The sequence below is a fragment of the Thiobacillus sp. genome, assembly GCF_030696885.1.
In the GTDB taxonomy this organism is placed as follows: Bacteria; Pseudomonadota; Gammaproteobacteria; order Burkholderiales; family Thiobacillaceae; genus Thiobacillus.
Map to the genome: position 1 here is coordinate 17,830 of NZ_JAUYRI010000012.1, position 22,042 is coordinate 39,871.

The window sequence follows — 22,042 nt, forward strand, 5'->3', positions numbered from 1 at the left end:
CCACACGGACCCACTCAGTGACCGACAAAACGCAGCCCGACTCCGCCGACGCCCCGATCGAACAGCAGCTCTATGCGATCCGGCAAAAAATCCAGCCGCGCGCAGTGCACGGAGTGTTTGCCAACTGGCGCATCGCGCTGGTGCTGCTCACCCAGCTGCTGTACTACGGCTTGCCCTGGATCAAGTGGGACGACCGCCAGGCGGTGCTGTTCGATCTGGCCGCGCGCAAGTTCTACATCTTTGGCCTGGTGTTCTGGCCGCAGGATTTCGTCTACCTCACTGGCATCCTGATTCTCTCCGCACTGGCGCTGTTCCTGTTCACCGCGGTCGCCGGACGATTGTGGTGCGGCTATGCCTGTCCGCAGACGGTGTATACCGAAATCTTCATGTGGGTGGAAAGCTGGCTGGAAGGCGACCACGTCGCCCGCAAGCGGCTCGACAAAACACCCTGGAACGCCACCAAGTTGCGCAAGCGCGGTGCCAAGCATCTGGTGTGGTTCGTGATCGCGCTGTGGACCGGCTTCACCTTCGTCGGCTACTTCACCCCGATCCAGACGCTGGTCGCCGAGGTCATGCAATTCAACCTCGGCCCGTGGGAAAGCTTCTGGATCCTGTTCTATGCCTTTGCCACCTGGGGCAATGCCGGCTTCATGCGCGAGCAGGTGTGCACCTACATGTGTCCCTACGCACGCTTCCAGAGCGTGATGTTCGATTCCGACACGCTGACCGTCACCTACGACAACTCGATCGGCGAGCCCCGCGGACCGCGCAGCAAGAAGACCGATTACAAGGCCGCGGGGCTGGGCACCTGCGTCGACTGCAATGTCTGCGTGCAGGTCTGCCCCACTGGTATCGACATCCGCAACGGCCTGCAATACGAGTGCATCGGCTGCGCCGCCTGTATCGACGGCTGCGACCAGATCATGGACAAGATGGGCTACCCGCGCGGACTGATCCGCTACACCACGGAAAACGTGGTGAAGGGAAAATACCCCGACAGCAGCATCCTCAAGCACGTGCTGCGCCCGCGCACGATCATCTACACCGTGCTGCTGGCGCTGATCGGCGGCGCCTTCGTCTGGAGCCTGGCCACCCGCGTGCCGCTGCGCGTCGACGTGGTGCGCGATCGCGTGGCGCTGTCGAAGGAAACCGACGAAGGCATGATCGAGAACGTCTACCGCTTGCAACTCATCAACAAAGACAGCCAGCCGCACCGCTACACGATTACGGCGCACGGCATCGAAGGCCTGCAGGTAGTGACCGCCGCGCCCGAGGTCGCCGCCGCGCCGCTGCAGACCGTCGACATTCCGGTGAGCCTGATTGCCGATCCGGTCGAACTGAAGAGCCGTTCGATCGAAGTGACGTTCACGATCCAGGCCACCGACGACGCGCGCATCCGCGACGAAGTCGCCACCAAATTCTTCAACCGCTAGTTTCCTCGAGGCATGGCGCCATGAACCCGCTCACCCCCACCGCAAGCAAGCCCTGGTATCGCGAACCCTGGCCGTGGTTTCTGATCAGCCTGCCGGCCACCGCAGTCATCGCCGGCCTGACCACGGTGTGGATTGCCGTAAAGAGCGCAGACGGCCTGGTGGTGGGGGATTACTACAAGGCGGGACTTGCGATCAACCAGACCCTGGCGCGCGACGACGTCGCGCGCGACCTGGCGCTGCATGCCGCGCTACGGGTCGAGGACGGCATGCTGGCACTGACGCTGGACGGCCGGCTGCCGGCCTATCCGGCGCAGCTTGCGCTGGTGCTGGCCCACCCGACCCGCCAGGGCCAGGACCAGACCCTGGCGCTCGAACACACCGGCGGCGGACGCTACCAGGCGCGTTTTCCCACGCTCGCCGACGGCAAATGGCATGCGCTGCTGTCGGACGCCGCCGCGACCTGGCGCCTGGCCGGCGTGCTGCACACCCCGCTTGGCGAAACCGTCGCGTTGACGACGGGCGCCGCATCCACCGTGCTTTCAGAAGGAGACTGAAATGGACGTCGTACTTGATCTGCTGTTCACCAGCCCGATCGGCCTGTTGAGCCTGTTCACCATCCTGTTCATCATCGGCATGGGGTTCTTCCTGTCGGCGTGGTTCAAGCGCAAGATGAACAACCCGGAAGAAGACTGATCACCCCGTCGAGGAGCACGCCATGATGCAGCGCCTGATCCATATTCTGTGGCCGTCCTTCGTGGTTGCCGGAGTGGCCGACATTCTCTTCACCACCCTGTTCGATCCGCTGGAGATCGTCTATCGCGGCGAACCGCTGATCGAGCATCGCATCGCCGCCTACACCATCGGCTTTTTCGTGTTCTGGCTGCTGTGCATCTCGTCCAGCATGCTGACCTGCTATTTCCAGCGCGGCGCCAATGAAATCAACCGTTGCCCGCTGCCCCCGCCCAAGCGGCCGGCGGGATGCCCCAAGCGCGAGGGCGAAGGCGACTGTTGTTAGTGGCCTGACAGCCTGTCGGACTTGAAGGAAATCGGTGACGCGGCTGCGACGCAGACCTGGTTACGGCCCTGTTCCTTGGCCTGGTAAAGCGCACGGTCGGCGCGCCGTAACAGGCTGTCGATCCCATCGTCGATTGCATTCGTCAGACCTGCCACCCCCGCTGGCAGATTCAGGCGGTACGCGAGTAGCGCGGCTGTTCGCTGGCCGCTTCCTTCAGGTAGCGGTCGAAGCACATGCCGATGTTGCGCAGGAACAGGCGGCCACTGGCGGTGACCTGGACCCGGTCCGGCGCGATCTCGACCAGGCCGTCGGCAGCGAGCGGGCGCAGGTCGGCCAGCGCGTCGGCGAAGTAATCGGCAAATGTGATGTCCCATTCGCGGCCGAATGCCACAAAGTCGAGCTCGAGGTCGCACATCACGCGGGTGATCGCGTCGCGGCGAATGCGGTCGTCCTGCGTCAACCGCAGCCCGCGCTCGACGGCAAAACCGGTGGCGGCGACACGTGCCTGATACGACTTGAGCTTCTTGTCGTTCTGCATGTAGACGTCGGCGGTCTGGCTGATGCTGGATGCGCCGAAGGCGAGGATGTCGCAATCCTTGTGCGTGGTGTAGCCCTGAAAATTGCGCCACAGGGTCTTGTTCTGCTGCGCGCGCACCAGTTCGTCCTCGGGACGGGCGAAGTGGTCGAGGCCGATGTTGACGTAGCCCGCCGCGCCCAGCATGTCGTTGACCGACTGCTGCAGGGCCAGCCGCGTTGCCGGATCCGGCAGGTCGGCTTCGTTGATCAGGGACTGGTGCTTCTTCATCCACGGCACGTGGGCATAGGCGAACACCGCCAGGCGATCGGGCGCCCAGACCGACACCCGCTCGAGGGTGCGGCGGAAGCTGTCGACGGTCTGTTTCGGCAGACCGACGATCAGGTCCAGGTTGATGCTGGAAAAACCGAGCTCGCGCGACCAGTCGAGCACCTGCCGGATCAGAAATTCCGACTGGATGCGGTTGACCGCCTGCTGCACGTCCGGGTCCATGTCCTGCACGCCGAAGGACACGCGATTGAAGCCGGTTTCGCGCAGGGCCGCGAGATGTTCAAACGTCAGCTCGCGTGGATCCACTTCACAGCTAATCTCGGCATCGTCTGCCAGCATGAAATGCGTGCGCATCATCGCCATCAGGCGACGGATGTCGTCGGGATTGAGATAGGTGGGCGTACCGCCGCCCCAGTGCAGCTGACGCACCACGCGCGCCGGATCGATCTGCGCCGCTGCGGTCGCCATTTCGCGGTCGAGCGCGGCCAGGTAGGGCACGGTCTTGCCGTAGTCGCGGGTGGCCACCATGTTGCACCCGCAGTAGTAGCAGAGCGAATCGCAGAACGGGATGTGGGCATATAAAGACAGCCCGCGGTCCGGCGCGGCTTCGGCCAGCGCACGGCGCCAGTCCGCCTCACCGAAGCCGGTATGAAAATACGGCGCGGTCGGATACGAGGTATAGCGCGGACCGGGCACGCTGTATTTCTGCAGCAAATCGAGGGAGATCGATGCCATGATTGCCCACCCGTCAATAGATAACATTGTCTTTTTATCATATTCAAGTCCCGGAATCCAGCGCGCACGCAGGCAGTGCGCCGGTTTTGCGGTAAAGTTAAAACCTGACAAACCGTTAGTCAGTGTGCGCCCCACCGTCCGGAACCCACATGCCCCCTTGCCCCGTGTCAAATTTCGTCCGTTTTTTGCTGTTCGCGCTGCTGCTCGCCGTCAGCCCGGTCCACGCCGACAGCGCGGCAGAATTGGCACAAAAAGTCTACGATCGGCCCAACGGCCGCGACCTCACCACGCAGGGGCGTATGGTGCTGACCGAGAAAGGGCGCGCCCCGCGGATCCGTGAGATCGTCACCTACCGCCTCGACCTGTCCGGCGGCGAAACCGCCAACCTGATCCGCTTCGTCTACCCGGAAGACATCGCCGGTACCGGCCTGTTGAGCATCGACAAGGCCGACGGCGACGCCGACCAGTGGCTGTATCTGCCCGCGCTCGACCGGGTGCGGCGCATTTCCAGCGACCGCAAGGGCGGCCGCTTTGTCGGCTCCGACCTGTATTTCGAAGACCTGCAGGAGCGCAAGCCGTCCAAGGACCACCATCGCCTGCTCGGCAAACAGACCGAAAACGGCATCCTCTGTGACGTGATCGAAAGCGTGCCGGTCGACCCCAAGAATTCGGCCTATAGCAAACGCATCAGCTGGATCGACCCGGCCACCGCGATTCCACAACGCGTGGATTATTTCGAGAAGAATGCCGACACGCCCGGAAAACGCTGGCTGTTGCGCGGCAAGAAACGCAACCAGGGCTACTGGACGCTGACCGACAGCCGCATCATCGACCTGTCGAGTGGCCACGAAACCCGCATGGTCGTCGACGTGGCGCTGTACGACCAGCGCCTGCCCGCCAAACTGTTCACCTCACAAGCCCTGGCCGACGAAAGCCTGGAATCGGAGTATCGCCCATGAAAAAGCTGTTGCTGACCCTGAGCCTCTCACTCGCCCTGCCCGGCTTTGCGCTGGCCCAGCTGCCGCCGCCGCGCGAGGGCGCCCAGACCACGCCGGATGACCTGCCGCCGCCGCGCACCCCGACGCGCACCCCGCGTGCAACACAGCCGGAGGCCGCCCCGGCCGCCGCGCCCACCGCTGTCACATCGCAGGCAGGCACGGCGGACGACCTGCCGCCGCCTGTCAGCCGCAGGCCCGTGACACGCGGCTTCCAGCCCACGCTCAAGTTCGGCGTCGACGATCTGCTGCTGGAAGCGGGCGCATTGCCCGACGCCCCCGAGGCCGACAGCTACTCAACGCTGCGCGCCAGCGCCTATGTGTTGTGGCAGCCCAGCCGCAACTGGGAATTCCGCGCCGGCGCGCGGCTCGACGGCATGGCACAGGCAGGCGGCAGCATGGACCACGATGAGATGCTGGCCGACTACGGCGACACCTATGTGCGCTATCGCGAGGGCAACACCCGCCTGACACTCGGCGCGCAAACCATCATCTGGGGCCGGGCCGACGAAATCCCGCTGGCCGACCGCGTCAGCCGCGTCGATCTCACCCGCTTCAATCTCGACGATCTGGCTGATCGCCGCCGCGCGCAACTGGCCGCGCGCTGGGAGCAAACCATGGGCGACTACAAGCTCGACGCGGTGTGGCTGCCGCTGTTCCGCGGCGCGCAGTTGCCGGACGTGGCCAGCGTGTGGAGTCCGATCAATCGCAGCACCGGCCAGATCATCGGCATCGATCCGGCGCTGACCGGCTGGGTCAGCGGCGCACGTATCGACGAAGACGAGCATGGCAGCGGCGGAGGCGCCATCCGGCTGACCAAGACCGGCGCGCCCTTCGATTTCGGCCTGACGCTGGCGCGCACCCGGCAGTCGCTGCCGTATTACCAGGTCGACCTGCCGACGCTCTCGCTGACCGCCGTGCATCCATACAACACCTTCGTCGGCGCCGACATGGAACTGGTCAGCGGCGGTCTGACCTGGCGCATGGAAGTCGGCTACACCGACGACGTGCCGGTGACGCTGGCCACCACCTCGGCAATGGACAAGACCCAGTCGCTCGACTGGATCGGCGCGCTGGAATTCTTTCCCGGCGGCGGCGACACCCGTGTCAACCTGCAACTGGTCGCGCATGCGCTGCAGACCGACCGCAGCATCCTCGAGCTGAAGGAGTATTACGGCGCCAATGGCGAAATCGAAACCACCTTCGGCCAGGGGCGCTGGAAAGCGGCCCTGCGTTTTGCCACCGGCTTCAACGTGCGCGACGTCTACCTCGGCCCGAAACTCAGCTACGTCGGCTGGGAGCCGCACGAGCTCTATATTGCCGGGCATTATTACGACGGCGAGAAACGCACGCTGGGCGGCTTCCATCAGGACCATTCGCTGATCACGCTGGGACTGCGCACCAAGTTCTGAACGAGCCCGGCGCATGCGCATGCTGAAAGCCTGGGTGAATGGCAGCCGCATGCTGCCCCCATGGCTGGCGCTCGCCATCCTGCTCGGCCTACAGGCGGCGTCGCTGCCCTTCCTGCTCAACATCCATTTCAACAACGCGGGCGACATCTACTCGCCTGCCGACGCCCCCATCATCCAGCTGCGCGAATCGCTGTTCCGCGAATTTCCCAGCGACGAGGCATTGATCGCCCTGTTCGAGGGCGACGACCTGTTCAACCCGGCTTTTCTCGGCGCGCTCGATCGCGTGGCGAAGAAGATGGACGCGCATCCCTCGGTGGACCGCGTGCTCACGCTCACCACGACCGAACACATCGATGCGACCGACGACGGCTTCGAGGTGGCCCTGCTGGTTGACCCGGAAGACCTCACGTCGCGCACGCCCAACGAATGGAAGGCGCGTGTGCTCGACGACGAGTTCGCGCCCAACACGCTGGTATCGACTGACGGCAAGGCGGTCGCGCTGGTGGTGCGGCCGAAGGTGCTGAAGGAAAGTCTCGCCCGCCGCGACATCGCGATCGCGCTTGACGCCGCCATCCGCGCCGAGAAACTCGACACCCTCCAGACCGCGACTGCCGGCACCGTGGCGCAAACGGTCGAGGAATTGCGCTCGCTGTGGCGCGACAGCGCGATTTTCATTCCGCTCACCGTGATCATCGGCCTGGTCTTGCTGAGGTGGGTGGTCGGGCGGGTGCGGCCGATGATCGTCGGCGGTCTCGCGATGGGCACGGTGGTGATGGTCAGCGTGGCCGGCATCGTCGCCTCGGGCCAGCCATACACGCCGATCACCGCGATGATCCCCACCCTGATGGCGGCCTACACCACGGCAACGCTGCTGCATCTGTATGCGGCGATCCAGCGCGGCCGCATTGCGCTGCTGTCGCGTCCCCAACGCATCAAGCGTGCCTTGTCGGAAACCTTCAAGCCCGGGCTGTTCAATGTGCTGACGACCGGCGCCGGCCTGCTGAGCCTGTTGTGGGTCGACATTCCGCCGGTGCAGACCTTCGGCCTGTCCGGTGCGATCGGCACGCTGATGGTGTTCCTGGTGGTGTTCATCCTGGTGCCGCCGATCCTGCTGAAATGGGACACGCCGCGCTGGCCACGCCGCCGTTCCGGCATGGCGCACGCGCGCCGCATCGCCGCCGCCGTGGCGGTGTTCAGCCTGCGCAACTCGCGTGCCGTGCTGATCGGTGCGGTGCTGCTGGTGCTGGCCGCCATTCCGCTCGCCCTGCAGGTGAAGGTGGAGTCCAACCTGATCAAGTTCTTTGCGCCGGAGCACAGCATCAGCCGCAGCACGGACCGGGTGGAATCCCACCTGTCCGGCGTGACGACAATGGAAGTCGTGCTCACGGCGCCCGACCGCGACGGCCTGAAGAACCCCGCCACGCTGGCACAGATCAAGGCCCTGCAGACCTGGCTCGAACTGCAGCCGGAAGTCGACCGCAGCTTTTCACTGGTCGAGGTGATCGAGGAAATGAACCGCGCCTTCAGCGGGGAGGACCTCGGCGACGACGCCCTGCCAAGCAGCCGCAAGCTGGTCGAACAACTGCTGCTGATCTACGACGGCGAGGATCTGTACGAACTGGTCAACCGCGACTTCCAGCGCGGCCGCATCGCGCTCAACCTCAACGTCCATGGCGCCAATGAAATCGGCAAGGTGATTGCACGGATCGAGGCACGCCTGCAAGCCCATCCGATCGAGGGCATGCATGTCGAGATGGCCGGCTGGGGACGGCTGTTTTCCGATCAGGAAGACCGCATCGTCGAGGGCCAGATCAAGAGCTTCAGCTCGGCCTTCCTGCAGATCCTGCTGTTGTTGGCGCTGCTGTTCCGCTCGTTCCGCGGCGCGCTGATCTGCCTGGTGCCCAACCTTGCGCCGCTGTTTTTCATTTTCGTGATGATGGGCACCACCGGCATCGCGCTCGATGTGGCGACGGTATTGATCGCGGGCGTGATTCTCGGCATCACGGTGGACGACACCATCCACCTCTATCACGGCTATCTGCACCGCATCCAGCGCGGCGTCAGCCCGGTGTTCGCGATCATCCGCAGCGTCGAGGCCTCGGGCCGCGCGGTGATCGCCATTTCGGTGGTGCTGATTGCGCAGTTCAGCCTGCTGGGACTGTCCGACTTCCGCCCCACGGCGCATTTCGGCATGCTGTGCGCAGTCGGCCTGTTCGCCGGCCAACTGTTCGAGCTGCTGCTGATGCCCGCGCTGCTCGGCCTGCGCAAAACCGGACCACAGACAAAACCCCTTCCATTTCCAGATTGAAAAGATCGCGAAGGTGAGCCGCAGACAGTGCTGTAGCACGGCAAGGCGAAACCGACAAAGAGATTTTCAATCTGGAAATGGAATTACGGCACCGTCAGCCTGAGCGTGCCAAACTCGTCGTTGTACAGCCCGACCTCGTCGCCGGAGGAAAACTGCCAGCCTTCGATGTGTCCGAAGTCGATTCTGGACCGCGGATCGAGTTGCAGCGTGAAGCGCTTGACGGTCGACAGCGTGGGATTGCGCACGGCAAGCACCACGGTGAGGTAGCGGTCGCTGGTGTTTTCGATGACCGCGACCATGCCCATGCCCAGCATCGACGAACGAAACTCCACCACCACCGGCAGCGCAGGTTTGGCCGTCACCATGGCCTCGAAATCCGTTTCCTTGTACGCCAGCTGTGCCTTCAGCTGTTCGATCTCACGCAGGCTCCCGGTCAGCTGGTTGCGCGTCTCGATCAGATAGCGCTCGGCCTGCAGGCGAACGTCGATCTCCTTGGACAGCCGCCGCTTCATGTCGCCCAGGTCGACATTGAGCATGAAGGCATACAGCGCCAGGCCGCATACCACGACCGCCAGCACGGCACTGACGCCGATGGAAACAATCAGTCCACGTCGCTTCGGCGATGCAGAAGAAGTCGCGGTCATGACGCTTTCCATGTTCATTCCCTGTTTACCCCGTATTGCGCATCCCAGCGGCAATCGCGTTGATCGAACGCTTCAGCGGGGTCAGCCAGGAGTCCTGCTCGGCTTCCCACACGCTGTCCGTGCGGTAACGCTTCAGCATCCGCACCTGGATATGGTTGATCGGATCGATGTAGGGACGCCGGCGTGAAATCGACAGTGCAAGGGCCTGGTTGTCTTCCAGCAGGTTTTCGATCTGCGCGACCTGCTTGACCCCGGACACGGTGAGCGCGTATTCCTCGGCGATCGCCCGATAGATGGTCATGGTGTTGGGATGGTCGCACAGCCGCGCATATTCCTCGGCAATTTCCATGTCGGCCTTGGTCAGCGCCATCTGCACGTTGGACAGCAGGCCGCGGAAGAACGGCCACTCGCGATACATCGCCTGCAGCTGCGCGAGACCATCCGGCTGGCCGTCGATGAAGCCCTTCAGCGCACTGCCGATGCCATACCAGGCCGGCAGCGTATGGCGCGACTGCGCCCAGCCGAACACCCACGGGATCGCGCGGATCGAGCCCAGCGAACGGTCGGCCTTCTTGCGGTGCGACGGCCGGCTGCCAATGTTGAGCAAACCGATCTCGGTGACCGGCGTGCTTTCGTAGAAATAATCGACGAAGCCCGGCGCGCCGATCAGCGCACGATAGGCCGTTTCGCCGGCTGCGGCAATGTCGCGCATCCAGTCGAGGTAGACCTGCGGGTAGTTGATTCCGCAGTTTGCCAGCACAGTGGCGCTGGCCTTCAAAAGGCCGGTGGCACCCATGCCGATTTCGTAGTTGGCGGTCTCGGGGTTGCTGTACTTGTAGTACAGCATCTCGCCCTGCTCGGTGAATTTGATCTCGCCGTTCACGGTGCCGGGGGGCTGCGACAGGATCGCCTCGTGGGTGGGACCGCCGCCGCGCCCGACGGTGCCGCCGCGGCCATGGAACAGGCGGCATTCGACACCGTACTTCTGCGTCAGCGCGATGATCGAAAGCTGGGCCTGATAGAGATTCCAGTTCGACGCCAGGATGCCGCCGTCCTTGCACGAGTCGGAATAGCCGAGCATGACTTCCTGGCGGTTGCCGTCGGCCGCCACCAGTGCGCGGTAGACCTTGTTTGACAGCAGCTGATCGAGGATCGCCTGGCTGCGTTGCAGGTCCTCCACCGTCTCGAACAGCGGCGCCACCTGAATGCGGCAGAACCAGTCGCGTCCGTTATGGCCGCACAGGCCGACCAGGCGCGCCAGCAGCATGACTTCCATCACGTGCGAGGCGCTGTGCGTCATCGAGATCACATAGGCGCCGAAGACTTCATCGCCGACCTCGGCCTGCAGCTTGGCCATGCGGCGGAATACCGCGAGCGCCTCGCGCGCCTCGTCGTCGAGCCGGGTGTCGTCGACGCCGATCGGATCGATGTGGCCGATCCAGGCGGCCAGCCGCTGCAGCCGATCGGGTTCGCTTGCTGCCGGATAGTCGAAATCGGGATCAAGCTGCTGCAGCAGCGCCGTCACCGTGCGCGTGTGCACGGTCGATTCCTGGCGGATGTCGAGCTGCAGCAGATGGAAGCCGAAGCTCTCGACCAGACGGATCAGCGCCTGCAGGTCCTGCCGGGCGACGATGCGGTCGCCATGGCTGATCAACGAATCGCGCAGCAGATAGAGGTCATCGAGGAATGCGGCGGCATTCTCGTAGGCCAGGTAGGGCACGAAGCTCGGCACGTCGGCCAGGCACTGGTGGACATAGGACAGGTTCGCCTCCAGCCGCGCCAGCATCATGGCCGCCATGCGGCGGTACGGCTCGCGGCTGTAGATCTGCACCGCGGTGCCGCGGAACACCTGCTCGCCGAATTCGTCCTCGTATTGGCCGAGTCGCTCGAGAAAGGCCGCGGACGGCGTGCACCAGCCGCTGCTGTGGGTGAGCGTGCGGCGCAGGTCCAGCACGCGCGAACGGTACTCGTCGAGCGCCGCCTGCATTTGCGTGTGCACAGTCCACTCGGTGACGTCCGCCGTCACGAACGGGTTGCCATCACGGTCGCCGCCGATCCAGGAGCCGAAGCGGATGAAACTCGGCACCTCGATCACGCCGATGCCGTCCGCATTGGCGCCGTAATGCTTGCGGATCGCGCGCTCGAAATACTGATAGGCCTTGGGCACTGCCTCGAACAGGCTTTCCCGCACGTAATAGAGGCCGTTGCGCACCTCGTCGCGCACTTCCAGTTTGGCGCTGCGTAATTCGTCGGTGCGCCACATCACCTGGATTTCGGCGGCCAGCTCCGCTTCCAGTTCGCGCTGGTCGCTGACGCCGAGGGTCGGGCTGTAGAGCTGGTCGCAGATCAGGAAAATCCGGCGCATGCCCTCCATCACCGCGCGGCGGCGCGCTTCGGTCGGGTGCGCGGTGAACACCGGTGCGTAATGCAGGCGATTGAGCATGCCCTGCAGGGCGCCCTGCGTCACACCCTGCGCCTTGAGCTCGCCCAGCGTGCGGTCGAACGAACCTTCCCACAAGGGCATGCCGTGCGACAGCATGCGGCGGCGGTTGCGGTGGGCAAAGCTTTCCTCCGCCACGTTGACCAGCATGAAATAGCTGGAGAAGGCCCGCACCACCAGTTCCACCTTGGCGGCGGGCATGGCGTCGATCATCGCCATCAGTTCGATGCGACGCTGCTGGTCTTCCTGCTGCTGCAGGTCGGCAAAGCCGCGCCGCAGGGTTTCCACCGCCTCGAACACGTCCTCGCCGGCAAACTGCAGCAGCACCTGGCCCAGCAGGGTGCCCAGCAGCTTGACCTGCGCGCGCAGATGATCGTCGGTCAGAAGCTTGGTTTCGGGTGCATTCATGGCAAACAAAAAAGGGCGCCCGACACAGCGGGGTTCAATGCGGCAAAGCGGGCTATTTTCGCATAGACGACCCTGATCACCCAACGCCCCCGGCAACCGTGTCGCAGGGCGCTCAGGCAGCGTGGCTAGCCGACCGCGCGCCGCGCGTTGCGGAACATCCGCAGCCACGGCGCCGCACCCGTCATGCCGTCCGGCCGCCACGACAGTTGGGCGGTGCGAAACACGCGTTCAGGGTGCGGCATCAGGATGCTGAAGCGGCCATCTGCCGTGGTAAAGCCAGTCAGCCCGCCGGGCGAGCCGTTGGGGTTCATCGGATAGGTTTCGGCTGGCGCGCCGCGATGGTCGAGGTAACGCAAGGTGGCCAGCGCCTGCCCGGCGTGCGTCGGCTCGCGGAATTCCACCCGGCCCTCGCCGTGCGACACCACGACCGGCATCACCGAACCCGCCATGCCGGCGAAGAACAACGACGGCGACTCAAGCACCTCGACCTGGGCGAAACGCGCCTCGAACTGCTCCGACAGGTTGCGCTCGAAGCGCGGCCACGCCGCGGCACCCGGGATCAGGTCGTGCAACTGGCTCATCATCTGGCAGCCGTTGCAGACACCCAGCGCGAACGTGTCGGCACGCTGGAAGAAGGCAAAAAATGCATCCCGCGCGCGCGGGTTGAACAGGATCGACTTGGCCCAGCCGCCGCCCGCGCCCAGCACGTCGCCATAGCTGAAGCCGCCGCATGCGGCGAGTCCGGCGAAGTCGGCCAGGCTGACCCGGCCTGACAGGATGTCGCTCATGTGCACGTCGACCGCCGCGAATCCTGCCGCGTCGAACGCGGCGGCCATCTCGACCTGGCCGTTGACGCCCTGTTCGCGCAGCACCGCGACGCGCGGACGCTTGCCGGTCGCGATGAAGGGCGCGGCGATGTCGTCGTTGGCATCGAAGCCGAGCGCATAGCGCAGGCCGGGATCACCGGCATCGGCGTGGGTTGCGTATTCCTGTTCGGCGCACACCGGGTTGTCGCGCAGCTTTGTCATTTCGTAGCTGGTGCGTGCCCACGCGCCTTGCAGCTCGGTGCGTGCCTCGTCGAGAATCAGCCGTTCGCGGCGCAGCACGCGCACGCGATCGCTCGCCAGCGGCTGGCCGACGATGAAGAATTCGCCGCGCAGGCCGGCGTCGAAGAAGGCGTGCATCACGGCCTGGGTATCGGCACGGCGGACCTGCAGCAGCGCGCCGGCCTCCTCGCTGAACAGCACATTGAAGATACGCTCCGAATAGCCGCGCGGATCGCGCATGTCCGGTTCGGGCAGGCCTTCGTCCTCGGCATCAAGGCGGATTTTCTCCGAGCACAGTTCGTCGACGTCGATCTCCACCCCGCAATGGCCGGCGAAGGCCATTTCGCACAGGGCGGCGAACAGGCCGCCGTCGGAGCGGTCGTGATAGGCCAGGAGCGTGCCCGCCGCATTGAGCGCCTGCACTGTGTCGAAGAAGGCCTTGAGCGCGTCGGCCAGCGGTGCGTCCGGGCACTGGTCGCCCACCTGCTTGAAGGCCTGCGCAAAGCTCGATGCGCCAAGGCGGTTCTTGCCGCGTCCGAGGTCGATCAGGATGAGGTCGGTGTCGCCGGCGTCGGTGCGCAGTTGTGGCGTCAGGTGCCGCGCTGCGTCCGGGGTGGTGGCAAAGGCCGAAATCACCAGCGAGATCGGCGAGGTCACCGCCTTCTTCTCGCCGCCGTCCTGCCACACGGTCTTCATGCTCATCGAATCCTTGCCGACCGGGATCGAGATGCCCAGCGCCTGACAGTAGTTCGAGACCGCCGCGACGGTATCGAACAGCGCGGCGTCCTCGCCCGGGTGGCCGGCCGGCGCCATCCAGTTGGCCGACAGCTTGACCTGGCCCAGGCCGTCCACGCGCGCGGCGGCGAGGTTGGTGACAGCCTCGACGATCGCCATGCGGCCCGAGGCTGGCGCATTGATCAGCGCCAGCGGCGCTTTCTCGCCAATGGAAAATACCTCGCCTTCGGTGGTCTGGTAGCTGGCCAGCGTGATCGCGCAATCGGCCACCGGCACCTGCCACGGCCCCACGCACTGGTCGCGCGCGGTCAAACCGCCGACCGAGCGATCGCCGATGGAAATCAAGAACATCTTCGACGCCACGCCGGGCATCGCCAGCACGCGATAGACCGCGTCCCTGAGCTCGATGCCGTCGAGAATCAGCGGCGCCGGCAGGTTCTGCTGATGCACGACGTCGCGCGTCATCTTGGGCGGTTTGCCGAGGATGACGTCGAGACTAACGTCGACCGGCGCATTCTGGAAATGGCTGTCGGTCACCAGCAGGTGGTTTTCTTCGGTGGCCTCGCCCAGCACCGCGAACGGGCAGCGCTCGCGTTCGCAGATCGCACGGAATTCGTCGAGGCGACCCGGCGGAATCGCCAGCACGTAGCGCTCCTGCGCCTCGTTGCACCAGATTTCGCGCGGCGACATGCCGGACTCTTCCGACGGCGCGGCGCGCAGCTCGAAGCGCCCGCCTTTGCCGCCACCGTGGACCAGCTCGGGCAGCGCGTTGGACAGGCCACCGGCGCCGACGTCGTGGATCGAAAGAATCGGGTTGTTGTCGCCGAGTTGCCAGCAGCGGTCGATGACTTCCTGCGCGCGTCGCTCCATTTCCGGGTTGCCGCGCTGCACCGAATCGAAATCGAGGTCGGCCGCGTTGGCGCCGGTATCCATCGACGATGCGGCGCCGCCGCCTAGCCCGATCAGCATGCCGGGGCCGCCGAGCTGGATCAGCAGCGTGCCGGTGGGCAGCATTTTCTTGTCGACGTGATCGGCGCGAATGCTGCCGACGCCGCCCGCCAGCATGATCGGCTTGTGGTAGCCGCGGCGCTGCCCGGCGACGGTCTCTTCAAAGGTGCGGAAATAGCCCGCCAGGTTGGGACGGCCAAATTCGTTGTTGAACGCGGCAGCGCCGATCGGACCTTCGAGCATGATCGCGAGCGGAGTGACGATGCGCTCGGGCTTGCCGTAGGCAGCGGTTTCCCACGGCTGCTCGAAGCCGGGGATATTGAGGTTGGACACCGAGAAGCCGGCGAGGCCGGCCTTGGGCTTGGAGCCGATGCCGGTTGCGCCCTCGTCGCGGATTTCGCCGCCGCTGCCGGTGGCAGCGCCGGGGAAGGGCGAGATCGCCGTCGGGTGGTTGTGCGTCTCCACCTTCATCAGCACGTGAGTCAGTTCATTGTGATAGCCGTAACTGCCGTCGGCGCGCGGGTAGAAGCGGTCGATGGTCGCGCCCTCGATCACCGAGGAGTTGTCCGAATACGCCACCACGGTGCCTGCGGGATGCGCGGCGTGGGTGTCGCGGATCATGCCGAACAGCGACTTCGCCTGCGCCGCGCCGTCGATCACCCAGCTGGCGTTGAAGATCTTGTGGCGACAGTGCTCGGAGTTGGCCTGCGCAAACATCATCAGCTCGACGTCGGTGGGATTGCGGCCGATGCGGGTGAAGTTGTCGACCAGATACTCGACCTCGTCGTCCGACAGCGCCAGGCCCAGGCTCTTGTTGGCGGCCTCCAGCGCAGTGCGGCCGCCGCCCAGCACGTCGACCGATGCCAACTCGCGCGGCGGCACGTGGCGGAACAGCTGCTCGACGTCGGCCAGCGTCATCACCGCCTCGGTCATGCGGTCATGCAGCAGCGGCAGCAGGCGCGCCTGCGCCTCGGCCGACAGGGCCTGGCCGGCGGCATCCAGCACATGGAAGGCCACGCCGCGCTCGATTCGATGAAAGCCGGTGAGCCCGCAGTTTTTCAGAATGTCGGTGGCTTTCGACGACCACGGCGAGAGGGTGCCGGGACGCGGCGTGACCAGGATCAGCGGATCGTCCGCGGTCGGCGCCTCGGCCGGCGTTCCGTAATCGAGCGCCTGTTCGACCAGCCGCATCTGCGCGGCGTCGAGCGCACCGTCGACTTCCAGAAAATGCCAGTGGCGCGCCGCCAGCGTACTCAGACTCAAGCCCTGCTGCGCGGCCTCGCGGCGGATTTTATCGAGTCGGAAGGGCGACAGCGCGGCGGCGCCGGGAAGGGAAACAATGGCAGACATGTGCGTCTTTGCGAACGGGCAAAGGCGCTATTTTAGCCGATCGGGGCGGCGCCAGCCGGGCTATCGGGTGCGTCTTGCAGCCTGTTTGCGCCAGGCTTCCAGGCAGTCGAGACCGCAGAAATGGTGGACATAATCCTGCGTGTCGCTGAGCCGGACGGCGTCGGCGGGGATTTCCTTCAGACAGACGGCACAGCTGACCACGGTGCACGCGTCCTCGTCGGCACACTGGGCCACTTTCGCGCCCGCCGGATTGCGATGCGAGGTATCCATCGGGGTCACCTCATGATACGAAGTGTTTCAGTGTAGACCGCACGGCCGGCGGCGCAAACCGGCCGGGACGACGCGCCTCAGTAGCCGGCTTCGGTCATCGCCTGCTTGATGGTCTGGTAATCCGCCGCCTTGTCGATCACGAAGCCGGTGACCTTGCTGTGGATGGTCTGCTGCAACTGCTGAATGGCGGCAGGGCTGAGGGCCACGGCGGCCGCACCCAGCCGGCCGCGCTCGGCCTCGCTCAGGCGGTTGCTTGCCATCAGCGTGAAGTCGGGCGTGGTCGGCAACGGGTGCCAGATTTCATAATCACCCTTTGCCACCAGTTCGTCGGCAGCCTTGCTGCGCAGGCTACCGGCCTGTGCATAGTCGCGCTGCATCGACAGGACCACATCCTCCTGCGTCTTGAAGTTGTAGAGTTTCACCTTGTCGATCTTGTTGCGCGTGAGCGTATGGCGCGCCATCACGTCGAGCCAGGATTCCTTCTCGGTCAGGGCCACGGCGGTCACGGTCGCGCCCTTGCGGCGGACCAGCACGCCGGTCGCCTGGTCACGCACGCGCGCGATGGGTGAATAATCGTGGTCGAGTACGGCAACCGCCACCGACGGCGGCACGAAATACAGATCCAAGCGCCCGCTTTTCAGCGAGCCCATGACACTGCGGATACTGCGGAAAAGCGTGAGCTTGGGCTTGCCGCCCAGGGACGTGGCCAGCGCCTGGCCAAATGGCATCGCATAGGCGCGAAAATCACCCATCACGATATCGGCCTTGCCGGTGCCGGGGTAGATCCCAATGCTCAAATCGCGCGGTGCCGCGTGGGCCACCAGCGGCAGTGCGGGCAATGCCATCAGCCCCGCCAGAAAACGCCTTCTCTGCATGTCATCCTCCAGATTATCCATTTATGAAGCCAGCCGTTCGATAACGGTCGCGGGGTCGGCATTCTGAATACCCGGACGTACTGGTCAATTCAAACCAGCGCGGCGCCAGACCGCCCCATTGCGGCAATCTGCGGATTAAGATGACGCTGTCCCCGGCCACGCCCGCGCTGAAAGGCTTCCCCGATGGCAGCACCCGAACACCCGCCGCGCCCCGACCCTTACGTGCCGAATCCGGTGCCGCTGGCCGAACTCGTTTCGCCGCCGCTGTTTCGGGCGGCCGACATTAGGGTCATCGAGGCATACTGGCAGGCAGCCCATCCCGAAACGGCGCTGATGGCGCGGGCCGCTGCCGCCACGGCCGCCTGGGCCGGCGCGCTGGCCCGCGACACGGGCGAACCGGTGCTGGTTCTGGCTGGCCCGGGCAACAACGGCGGGGATGCACTCCTGGCCGCCTGCCGGCTGGCGCAACGCGGCAGCCGCGTCATCGTCGTCAGCGAGGCCGACCCCGCCCGCCTGCCGGCGGATGCCGCGCGTGCCTGGCATGAATGGCACGCGCGGGGCGGCATCGTGCACCCCGACCTGCCGCCGGCGCAGCGCTACAGCCTCGTCATCGACGGCCTTTTCGGCGTGGGCCTGCAGCGCGACCTCAGCGAGGCGCCCGCGCGCTGGATCGACCAGGTCAACTCGATGGATTGCCCGAAGCTGGCACTCGACGTGCCGAGCGGGCTCGACGCCGACAGCGGGCGGATACGCGGCCGCGCGCTGCGCGCCGATTACACGCTCAGCTTCCTCGGCCTGAAGCCCGGCCTCCTCACCGCCGACGGTCCCGACTGCGTGGGCGAACTCCGGCTCGACACCCTCGGCATCGATCCGTCCAGCCTGCCCGCCACCCCCGGCATCGCGCTGACGCACCTGGAATCGCGCCACCGCCTGCCGCCGCGCGTACGCAACAGCCACAAGGGCCTGTATGGCCATCTCGGCATCATCGGCGGCGCACCCGGCCTGGTCGGTGCCTGCCTGATTGCCGGCCGCGCCGCCCTGCAGCAGGGCGCGGGCAGCGTCACTCTGGGCGTGCTGGACGCGCGCATTGCGGTCGACTATGGCGAGCCGCGCCTGATGTTCGCCACCCCCGAGGCACTGGTCGATGCGAGGCTGGATGTGCTGGCCATCGGCCCTGGGCTGGGGTTGGACGCGCGCGCGCATGCGCTCTTGGACACCGCGCTCGCCGCACCCTGCCCGCTGCTGCTGGATGCCGACGCGCTGACCCTGTTGGCGAGCGATCCGGCACTGGCCGAGCGTACGGCCCAGCGCAGCGCCCCTACCGTTCTGACGCCGCATCCCGGCGAGGCCGCACGCCTGCTCGGCATTCTGCCCGGCGACGTTCAGCGGGGCCGCATCGAGGCGGCGCAGCACCTGAGCGCACGTTACCGCGCGCACGTCGCGCTCAAGGGTGCCGGCACCGTGATTGCCCACCCCGACGGCCGCTACGCGATTAACACCCGCGGCGGGCCCTGGCTCGCCCAGGCCGGCGCCGGCGACCGCCTCACCGGCATGGTCGCCGCCCTGCAGGGACAGGGCATGGCGGCCGGCGACGCCCTCGAAGCCGCCTGCTGGTTGCATGGCAGCGCCGCCGGAAACTGTATGGATTAAAGAACGAAGCTGATTTACCGATAAAAAGATTTTATGGCAGTGCCTGGCAACAACTCAACAAGCGGAGAACGACAGGCAGCATGAATCAAGGCTCACAGCATCTGGGCATGGGGGCGCGCATCGGCATCGGTTTCATCCTGGTGCTGATCCTGATGGTGGCGCTCGGCGCGACCGGTCTGCGTTACGTGGCCGAGGCCAACGAGCGCCTTAAAAATATCGCCCAGAACAACAACGTCAAGACCGAGCTTGCCACGCAAATGCATAGCGCATTGCGCGAGCGCGCGCTGTCCATGCACACCCTACCGATCCTCGGCGATGCATTCGAGAAGGACCTTGAAATCCAGCATTTCAATTCGCAGGGCATCGTCTACATCGAGGCGCGCGAGCGCCTCGGCCGCATGCCGCTCAGCCCTGAAGAAGCGCGGATCCTGAAGTACATCCGCGAACTGACGGTGGAAGCCCACCCCAAGGTGCAGAAGGTGGTGGAAATGTCCATGTTCACCGATGATCAGGCCAAAATTTTCGAACTCATCCGCAGCGTGGCGATGCCAAGGCAGCGCGCGATTGCCGATCAGGTCAGCGCGCTGCTCGACCTGCAGCGGCAGCAGACCGCCGCCGCGGTGCGCGCTGCGGAAAACTCGTATGTGGGCGTGCGCAACCTGATGCTGGGACTGGGCTCGTCGGCGCTGCTGATCGGCATCGCGATCGCCGGCTATGTCAGCCGCCGGGTAGCGGGGCAGGCCCTGCAGCTGGCCAACCAGGCCATGTACGACCCGCTCACCGGGCTGGCCAACCGCTCGCTGCTGCACGACCGCATCGAACGCGAAATCGAGCGCTCCCGGCGCAGCGGCGTGTCTTTCGGGGTGGCGCTGATGGACCTCGACCGCTTCAAGGAAGTGAACGACACCCTGGGCCACAATGTGGGCGACGAATTGCTGCGTGAAGTGGGACGTCGCCTGAAGCACACGATCCGGGCCGAGGACACCGTGGCGCGGCTGGGCGGCGACGAATACGTCGTCGTGATCCACGGCCTCGAACCCGAGGGCGTGCCGGTCATCGCGGAAAAAGTGCTGGCCGCGCTGGACGACCCTTTCCATTGGCAGAACCAGAGCATCGACCTCGGGGCGAGCCTTGGCATCTCCCTCTACCCTTCGCAGTGCGCCGATGCCAGCGGTCTGATCCGCTGCGCCGACATCGCCATGTATGTGGCCAAGCGCAGCGGCAAGGGCTACGCGGTGTACGCCCCGGATCAGGTGCATACCAACCGCAGCGACCTGTCGCTGAAAAGCGAGCTGCGCGAAGCCATCCTGTCAAACCAGCTCTGTCTCTATTACCAGCCGCAGATCAATCATCGCAGCCAGCGCGTGGTCGGGCTCGAGGCCTTGATACGCTGGCATCATCCGCAGCGCGGTTTCCTCGGGCCGGACAGCTTCATCCCGCTGGCCGAAGAAGCCGGCCTCATCGGTCCACTCACCCAGTGGGTGCTGAAGACAGCCCTGAAACAGTTGGCCGTGCTGCGCCGCGAAGGCCATGCGCTGACCATGGCAGTCAACCTGTCCGCCCGCAACCTGCACGACATGAGCCTGCCGGGCAGCGTCGAAGCCCTGCTCGCCGAATGCGGCGTCCCCCCCGAGCACCTGACGCTCGAGATCACCGAAAGCGCAGTGATGTCGAACCCGAGCGACGGCCTGACCATCCTCACCGCGCTCGACCGCATGGGCGTGACGCTCTCGATCGACGATTTCGGCACCGGCTATTCCTCGCTCGCCTATCTGAAGCGGCTGCCGGTGGACGAACTGAAAATTGACAAATCCTTTGTGATGGACATGGAGGCGAACGACAACGACGCCGTGATCGTGCGTTCCACCATTGATCTCGCGCACAACCTGGGTCTGAAAGTCGTCGCCGAAGGCGTGGAAAGCCGGGACGCCTGGGATACGCTCAGCATCCTGGGCTGCGACACGTCGCAGGGTTTCTTCATGGGCCGGCCGATGCCGGTGGACAAGCTGCAAACCTGGCTGCGCGACTCGACGCTGTCACCGATTCTGGCAGGCGCGATCTACGCGCTTTGAGCGCGCGCCGCGTTCAGCAGACGTGGCCTTTCAAGTAGGCCGCAAAATCCTCGCTGACTTCGCTGTGCTTCAGGGCATATTCCACCGTGGCCTGCAGGTAGCCCAGCTTGCTGCCGCAGTCGTAACGAATACCGTCAAAGTCATACGCCAGCACCTGCTGTTCCTTCAGCAACGCCGCGATCGCGTCGGTGAGCTGCAGTTCGCCGCCGGCACCGGGTTTCAAATGCTGGATGTGGTGGAAGATGCGCGGCGTCAGGATGTAGCGACCGACCACGCCGAGGTTGGACGGCGCGTCTTCGGGCTTGGGTTTTTCGACGATGGCGTTCACGCGCGAGACGCGTTCCGCCATCGGGCTGGCGTCGACAATGCCGTAGGACGCGGTTTCCGAAGGCGCCACCTGCTGCACCCCGAGCACCGAACACTGGTAATAGTCGTATTGATCGACCATCTGCTTCATCGCTGCCGGACTGCCGTCGATCAGGTCGTCGGCGAGGATGACGGCGAAGGGTTCGTTGCCGATCACCGGCTGCGCGCACAGCACGGCGTGGCCGAGCCCCAGTGCTTCGGCCTGGCGGATGTAAATGAAATTGACGCCGGCCGGGCGGATCGACTGCACCAGTTCCAGATCGCGATCCTTGCCGCGCGCGGCCAGTTCGGTTTCCAGTTCGTACGCCTTGTCGAAGTGGTCCTCGACGGTGCGCTTGGTGCGGCTGCTGATGAAGATCATGTCGGTGATGCCGGCTTCCATCGCCTCTTCAACCGCGTACTGGATCAGCGGCTTGTCGACGATGGGCAGCATTTCCTTGGGGCTGGCCTTGGTGGCCGGCAGAAAGCGGGTGCCAAGGCCGGCAACCGGGAATACGGCTTTTCTTACTTTTTGCATGAGTCTTCCCTATCAGTC

The 22,042-nt window shown here is 65.2% G+C and carries 16 protein-coding genes; 9 read left to right on the forward strand and 7 right to left on the reverse strand.

The window, feature by feature from the left end; genetic code table 11:
* The first annotated feature begins 17 nt into the window (after nucleotides 1-17).
* Genes ccoG through Q8R61_RS05390 form a run of 4 tightly spaced genes read left to right on the forward strand, consistent with a single transcriptional unit; the run spans nucleotide 18 to nucleotide 2,448 of the window.
* Nucleotides 18-1,433 carry a cytochrome c oxidase accessory protein CcoG gene (gene ccoG / locus Q8R61_RS05375; RefSeq protein WP_305534992.1) on the forward strand — a complete coding sequence of 472 codons (1,416 nt, stop codon included), beginning with the start codon at nucleotides 18-20 and terminating at the stop codon, nucleotides 1,431-1,433.
* A gap of 20 nt (nucleotides 1,434-1,453) precedes the next feature.
* A complete protein-coding gene (locus Q8R61_RS05380) occupies nucleotides 1,454-1,987 on the forward strand; it encodes a FixH family protein (protein WP_305534995.1) in 534 nt (177 codons plus the stop codon).
* Between the two features lies 1 nt (nucleotide 1,988).
* Nucleotides 1,989-2,126: a DUF3149 domain-containing protein gene (locus Q8R61_RS05385; protein ID WP_305534997.1), complete on the forward strand. Its 138-nt coding sequence runs from the start codon at nucleotides 1,989-1,991 to the stop codon at nucleotides 2,124-2,126.
* Between the two features lie 22 nt (nucleotides 2,127-2,148).
* Nucleotides 2,149-2,448 carry a hypothetical protein gene (locus Q8R61_RS05390; RefSeq protein WP_305534999.1) on the forward strand — a complete coding sequence of 100 codons (300 nt, stop codon included), beginning with the start codon at nucleotides 2,149-2,151 and terminating at the stop codon, nucleotides 2,446-2,448.
* A gap of 169 nt (nucleotides 2,449-2,617) precedes the next feature.
* Here Q8R61_RS05390 and hemN read toward each other — a convergent pair whose 3' ends face one another.
* Nucleotides 2,618-3,988, reverse strand: coding sequence for an oxygen-independent coproporphyrinogen III oxidase (gene hemN / locus Q8R61_RS05395; protein WP_305535001.1), 1,371 nt, complete (start codon nucleotides 3,986-3,988; stop codon nucleotides 2,618-2,620).
* A 149-nt stretch (nucleotides 3,989-4,137) separates the two neighbouring features.
* Between hemN and Q8R61_RS05400 the strand changes: the two genes are divergently transcribed.
* The 3 genes from Q8R61_RS05400 to Q8R61_RS05410 are packed head-to-tail and all read left to right on the forward strand — an operon-like array spanning nucleotide 4,138 to nucleotide 8,703.
* Nucleotides 4,138-4,947, forward strand: a complete 810-nt coding sequence (locus Q8R61_RS05400) for an outer membrane lipoprotein-sorting protein (protein WP_305535003.1) — start codon at nucleotides 4,138-4,140, stop codon at nucleotides 4,945-4,947.
* Nucleotides 4,944-6,395, forward strand: a complete 1,452-nt coding sequence (locus tag Q8R61_RS05405; RefSeq protein WP_305535005.1) for a DUF1302 family protein — start codon at nucleotides 4,944-4,946, stop codon at nucleotides 6,393-6,395. The genes Q8R61_RS05400 and Q8R61_RS05405 overlap by 4 nt, the downstream gene beginning before the upstream one ends.
* Nucleotides 6,396-6,408: 13 nt before the next feature.
* A complete protein-coding gene (locus Q8R61_RS05410) occupies nucleotides 6,409-8,703 on the forward strand; it encodes an RND family transporter (RefSeq protein ID WP_305535006.1) in 2,295 nt (764 codons plus the stop codon).
* Nucleotides 8,704-8,786: 83 nt separating this feature from the next.
* Here Q8R61_RS05410 and Q8R61_RS05415 read toward each other — a convergent pair whose 3' ends face one another.
* From Q8R61_RS05415 to Q8R61_RS05435, 5 genes are all read right to left on the reverse strand, one after another.
* A complete protein-coding gene (locus Q8R61_RS05415) occupies nucleotides 8,787-9,347 on the reverse strand; it encodes a hypothetical protein (protein WP_305535008.1) in 561 nt (186 codons plus the stop codon).
* Nucleotides 9,348-9,372: 25 nt separating this feature from the next.
* Entirely contained in the window at nucleotides 9,373-12,195 is a 2,823-nt protein-coding gene (gene ppc, locus Q8R61_RS05420) for a phosphoenolpyruvate carboxylase (RefSeq protein ID WP_305535010.1), read from the reverse strand.
* 125 nt (nucleotides 12,196-12,320) lie between these two features.
* Nucleotides 12,321-16,274 carry a phosphoribosylformylglycinamidine synthase gene (purL, locus tag Q8R61_RS05425; RefSeq protein ID WP_305535012.1) on the reverse strand — a complete coding sequence of 1,318 codons (3,954 nt, stop codon included), beginning with the start codon at nucleotides 16,272-16,274 and terminating at the stop codon, nucleotides 12,321-12,323.
* 60 nt (nucleotides 16,275-16,334) lie between these two features.
* On the reverse strand, nucleotides 16,335-16,544 hold the full coding sequence (locus Q8R61_RS05430) for a DUF3330 domain-containing protein (protein ID WP_305535014.1): 210 nt from the start codon (nucleotides 16,542-16,544) through the stop codon (nucleotides 16,335-16,337).
* Between the two features lie 77 nt (nucleotides 16,545-16,621).
* Entirely contained in the window at nucleotides 16,622-17,419 is a 798-nt protein-coding gene (locus Q8R61_RS05435) for a PhnD/SsuA/transferrin family substrate-binding protein (protein WP_305535016.1), read from the reverse strand.
* A gap of 183 nt (nucleotides 17,420-17,602) precedes the next feature.
* Between Q8R61_RS05435 and Q8R61_RS05440 the strand changes: the two genes are divergently transcribed.
* Together Q8R61_RS05440 and Q8R61_RS05445 are read left to right on the forward strand one after the other, a co-directional pair.
* Complete coding sequence (locus tag Q8R61_RS05440) at nucleotides 17,603-19,069, forward strand: NAD(P)H-hydrate dehydratase (RefSeq protein ID WP_305535018.1); 1,467 nt, start codon at nucleotides 17,603-17,605, stop codon at nucleotides 19,067-19,069.
* Nucleotides 19,070-19,149: 80 nt separating this feature from the next.
* Complete coding sequence (locus tag Q8R61_RS05445) at nucleotides 19,150-21,141, forward strand: bifunctional diguanylate cyclase/phosphodiesterase (protein WP_305535020.1); 1,992 nt, start codon at nucleotides 19,150-19,152, stop codon at nucleotides 21,139-21,141.
* Between the two features lie 13 nt (nucleotides 21,142-21,154).
* Here the strand turns inward: Q8R61_RS05445 and galU are convergent, their stop codons facing one another.
* Entirely contained in the window at nucleotides 21,155-22,024 is an 870-nt protein-coding gene (gene galU, locus Q8R61_RS05450) for a UTP--glucose-1-phosphate uridylyltransferase GalU (RefSeq protein WP_305535022.1), read from the reverse strand.
* Between the last annotated feature and the right edge of the window lie 18 nt (nucleotides 22,025-22,042).

What these genes read in the sequence shown, in the direction of transcription:
- Q8R61_RS05380 (WP_305534995.1), top strand. Translation starts at nt 1,454, where the DNA reads ATGAACCCGCTCACCCCCACCGCAAGCAAGCCCTGGTATCGCGAACCC.
- Q8R61_RS05385 (WP_305534997.1), top strand. Translation starts at nt 1,989, where the DNA reads ATGGACGTCGTACTTGATCTGCTGTTCACCAGCCCGATCGGCCTGTTG.
- Q8R61_RS05390 (WP_305534999.1), top strand. Translation starts at nt 2,149, where the DNA reads ATGATGCAGCGCCTGATCCATATTCTGTGGCCGTCCTTCGTGGTTGCC.
- hemN (WP_305535001.1), bottom strand. Translation starts at nt 3,988, where the DNA reads ATGGCATCGATCTCCCTCGATTTGCTGCAGAAATACAGCGTGCCCGGT.
- Q8R61_RS05400 (WP_305535003.1), top strand. Translation starts at nt 4,138, where the DNA reads ATGCCCCCTTGCCCCGTGTCAAATTTCGTCCGTTTTTTGCTGTTCGCG.
- Q8R61_RS05405 (WP_305535005.1), top strand. Translation starts at nt 4,944, where the DNA reads ATGAAAAAGCTGTTGCTGACCCTGAGCCTCTCACTCGCCCTGCCCGGC.
- Q8R61_RS05410 (WP_305535006.1), top strand. Translation starts at nt 6,409, where the DNA reads ATGCGCATGCTGAAAGCCTGGGTGAATGGCAGCCGCATGCTGCCCCCA.
- Q8R61_RS05415 (WP_305535008.1), bottom strand. Translation starts at nt 9,347, where the DNA reads ATGACCGCGACTTCTTCTGCATCGCCGAAGCGACGTGGACTGATTGTT.
- ppc (WP_305535010.1), bottom strand. Translation starts at nt 12,195, where the DNA reads ATGAATGCACCCGAAACCAAGCTTCTGACCGACGATCATCTGCGCGCG.
- purL (WP_305535012.1), bottom strand. Translation starts at nt 16,274, where the DNA reads ATGTCTGCCATTGTTTCCCTTCCCGGCGCCGCCGCGCTGTCGCCCTTC.
- Q8R61_RS05430 (WP_305535014.1), bottom strand. Translation starts at nt 16,544, where the DNA reads ATGGATACCTCGCATCGCAATCCGGCGGGCGCGAAAGTGGCCCAGTGT.
- Q8R61_RS05435 (WP_305535016.1), bottom strand. Translation starts at nt 17,419, where the DNA reads ATGCAGAGAAGGCGTTTTCTGGCGGGGCTGATGGCATTGCCCGCACTG.
- Q8R61_RS05440 (WP_305535018.1), top strand. Translation starts at nt 17,603, where the DNA reads ATGGCAGCACCCGAACACCCGCCGCGCCCCGACCCTTACGTGCCGAAT.
- Q8R61_RS05445 (WP_305535020.1), top strand. Translation starts at nt 19,150, where the DNA reads ATGAATCAAGGCTCACAGCATCTGGGCATGGGGGCGCGCATCGGCATC.
- galU (WP_305535022.1), bottom strand. Translation starts at nt 22,024, where the DNA reads ATGCAAAAAGTAAGAAAAGCCGTATTCCCGGTTGCCGGCCTTGGCACC.